2 protein-coding genes are annotated in these 4086 nt (G+C 41.8%); both read left to right on the forward strand.

The window, feature by feature from the left end; translation table 11 throughout:
* Window positions 1-2176, forward strand: a 2176-nt coding sequence (locus F6K37_RS33855) for a class I SAM-dependent methyltransferase (protein ID WP_287255112.1), incomplete at its 5' end; no start/stop codon positions are given.
* Window positions 2173-4086 (forward strand): condensation domain-containing protein (locus tag F6K37_RS33860; RefSeq protein WP_287255114.1); only part of this gene is annotated, 1914 nt, incomplete at its 3' end. The genes F6K37_RS33855 and F6K37_RS33860, both read left to right, overlap by 4 nt.

The raw sequence follows: 4086 nt of genomic DNA on the forward strand, positions 1-4086 counted from the left end.
TGGCAGTATTGCACCACCTATTGGTAAGCCAATATCCAATACCAAAGTATATATTTTGGATAGAAATTTGCAACCAGTCCCCATAGGAGTAGCAGGAGAACTCCACATCGGAGGAGATGGTTTAGCCAGAGGCTACCACAACCGCCCCGAACTCACAGCCTCCAAATTTATTCCCAACCCTTTTGAGGACTCAAAAGTAAACCCACCCCTCCCTAAGAAGTTGGGAAGTCAAAAGTCAAAACTATATAAGACAGGGGATTTGGCTCGCTACTTAGGGGATGGGAACATCGAATTCTTGGGTAGAATAGACCACCAAGTAAAAATCCGAGGTTTCCGCATCGAAACAGGAGAAATAGAAGCAGTTATCAATTCATACCCTCAAGTCAAAGAAACAGTAGTAGTAGCAAGAGAAGACAATCCAGGAGATAAACGTTTAGTAGCATACATAGTACCCGAAACTCAAACTACCACCACCACCAACCCCGAACTATCAGAAACTCAAGTAGACAGTTGGCAAAACATATTCAACCAACAAATCTATAATCAACTCAGTGAAGTAAGTGACCCACTATTCAATAATCAAGGGTGGTTAAGTAACTATGACAACCAAGCCATACCAGTAGAGCAAATGCGCATCTGGGCAGGGGATATTGTTAGCCAAGTATTAGCCCAGAAACCAGAGAGTGTGTGGGAAATAGGTTGTGGCACAGGAATGCTGCTATTTCAAATTGCACCCCAGACACAAAAATATTTAGGCACAGATATCTCCAAGGTCTCATTAGAATACATCAAACAACAAATAGAACAGGAACCAGACAAATATAGTCATGTCTCCTTAGCACAGAAACGAGCTGAAGACATGGCTGATATACCAGATAACAGTTTCGATGTAGTGCTACTGAGTTCAATAGTCCAGTATTTCCCTAGTGTGGAGTATCTGTTGCAAGTAATAGAAAACAGTATCCGGGTAGTCAAACCAGGAGGGATGATTTTCTTAGGGGATATCCGGAGTAGGCCATTAATGAAAGCCTTTCACAGTTCGGTGCAGCTGTATCAAGCAACTCCCTCACTGTCGTGCCAACAACTCAAGCAAAAGATAGACATAAAAATGGAGCAGGAAACCGAGTTGTTAGTGTCACCAGAGTTGTTTGTAGCTCTCAAAGAAAAACATCCAGAAATAACTCATGTACAAATCCGTTTACAGAGGGGAACAGAACACAATGAACTGAACAAATATCGCTATAGCGTGCTGTTGCACATAGAGGCACAACCAGGAAAAGTAATAACACCGACTGTAGAAAGTGGAGCGGCTCTGAGTGTTCAACAGATAGAAACTTATCTGCGAGACAAAGGGCCAGAATCAATTTGCTTTAGTGGTTTAGTCAATGGCAGAGTAGCTAATGATGTAGAGTTGGTAGAGTTGCTATCACAGCCAGAATCAAAACAGAATGTGCAGCAGTTGAGGCAGTTTTTAGAGTCAAAGGAAACCAAGAGCATTGACCCAGAGAGGTTATATGAACTAAGTGCATCTTTAGGGTATAGCTTAGAGTTGTGTTGGTCTGGACAAGGTAGTCCGGAATTGATGGATGGGGTATTTGTGCGCAGTGAGTTAGCCAAAGAAGGGATAGTGTTAACACCCCTAACTCAAAAATCGGTGGTAGCAGCTAACTGGAGTAATTATGGGAATAATCCTTTGAGTTCCCAGTTCAGAAAGGAACTGATACCGCAGTTGAGAGAGTATCTACAGTCGCGGTTGCCAGAGTATATGGTGCCATCGGGGTTGATGGTGTTGTCGCAACTGCCTCTGACTCCTAACGGTAAGGTAGACCGTAAGGCATTGCCTGTACCGGATGTGGCTAGTAGTGTGTCAACGGAGTATGTAGCTCCCCAGACGGAGACACAGAAGGCATTAGCAGAGATTTGGCAAGAAGTGTTGGGAATAGAAAAGGTGGGAATACACGATAACTTCTTTGAATTGGGGGGGCATTCTTTGCTAGCTACTCAAGTTGTGTCTAGGATACAACAAGCTTTTGAGAAGGAAGTGACTTTGCAGGATTTATTTGAGTCCCCTACTATTGCTGACATTGCCCAGAACCTTGAAGTGCTGCATCAAGTTGCTCAAAATCAGACTTCATTAATTTCTGAAACAAAAGAACATGAGGCATTTTTATTATGAAAACATTTGAATTTGTATCATACCTGCAAAATCTAGGGGTCAAACTTTGGATAGATAAAGGGCAATTAGGTTGTCATGCTCCGAAGGGAGTAATCACACCAGAAATGAGACAAGATATGGTTGAGCGCAAAACAGAAATCATAGAGTTTCTGCGGAAAGCTCACACAACTCAAGAATCATTAGCAACGACTATTAAACAAATTCCTAGGGATGGTAAGTTGCTCTTATCTTTTGCTCAGGAAAGGTTATGGTTTCTCAAGCAGCTATTTCCTGATAACTCTTCCTATAATCAGCCAATTGCCTTAAACCTGAAGGGGCCTTTAAACGTTGTAGCTTTGGAGCAAAGCCTGAAAGAAATCATCCAACGCCATGAAACTTTAAGAACTAGTTTCCCCGAAATAAATGGACAACCCGTACAGATAGTTGATCCTGTAATGGAACTGCCACTGACTGTGGTAGATTTGCAAAGTGGTGACTCGACTTACCAGCAGTCAGAAAAGGTTAAAAAATTAGTCAGACAGGAAGCTATGGCAACTTTTGACATAGCTAACAGTCCAGTGCTACGAGTTACTTTGTTGCAACTAGAGTCAGAACATCATGTGTTGCTGATAAACATGCATCATATTATCTCTGATGGTTGGTCTTTGGGAATTTTAGTTAGAGAGTTATCAACTCTGTATGAGGCTTTTGCTCAAGGAAAGCCATCGGCTTTACCAGAGTTGCCCATCCAATACGCGGACTTTGCTAGCTGGCAACGAGAATGGTTGACAGGAGAAGTCCTTGAGAAACAACTGAATTACTGGAAAAAACAGTTGTCTGGAATTTCCCCTATTCTGGATATTCCTACCGACTACCCTCGTCCTACTGAACCTACTTTTAAAGGTGGGATGGAGTATTTTCAGCTTGACTCCAATTTAACTCAAAAACTGAGACAGTTAAGCCAAGAGTCAGGAAGCACATTATTTATGACTCTGCTGACTGCATTTTTTGTTTTACTATCGCGCTACAGTGGTCAGTCCGATCTAGTAGTGGGTTCTCCCATTGCCAACCGCAATCGAAGGGAAATAGAACCATTAATTGGTATGTTTGTTAATACCCTTGTTTTGCGGGCTAACTTGTCAGATAACCCTACCTTCAGAAAATTATTAGAACGAGTACGAAAAACTACGTTAGACGCTTACAATTACCAAGATTTACCCTTTGAAAAGCTACTGGAGGAATTGCAAACGGAACGAAACTTAAGTCATAACGCTTTAGTACAGGTGATGTTTGCTCTCCAGAATAACAAAATGGAGGCTTGGAATCTACCAGGCTTAAGGGTAAGTGAAATGGAATTTGACTTTGATTTCACTAGATTCGATTTGGAAGTTCACTGTTGGGAAGTTTCATCTGGTATAGAAGCTTATTGTGTTTACAGCACCGATATCTTTGAGCCAGAGACAATAGCTCGAATGATGGGACATTTCCAGAATTTGTTAGAAGCAGTGGTGGCAAATCCCGAACAGAAAGTATTGCAGTTGCCACTAATGAAACCATCAGAGCTACATCAGATATTGGTGGAGTGGAACAACACTAAAACAGATTATCCTAGAGATAAATGTATCCATCAGTTATTTGAAGAGCAAGTAGAGAAAACACCAGATGCAGTAGCAGTGGTCTTTGAACAGCAAAGTTTAACTTACTCCCAATTAAATACTAAAGCCAATCAACTAGCCCATTACTTGCAAAAATTGGGAGTAGCTCCAGAAACGCTAGTGGGAATATGTGTAGAGCGTTCAGTAGAGATGGTAGTAGGTTTATTAGCCATACTCAAAGCCGGAGGAGCTTATGTGCCATTAGACCCAAATTATCCATCGGAACGTTTAGCTTATATGCTATCTGATGCAGGAGTGTCAGTATTGCTGACTCAG

Origin of the sequence: Moorena sp. SIO4E2, from assembly GCF_010671945.1 — a bacterium.
GTDB lineage: Bacteria > Cyanobacteriota > Cyanobacteriia > Cyanobacteriales > Coleofasciculaceae > Moorena > Moorena producens.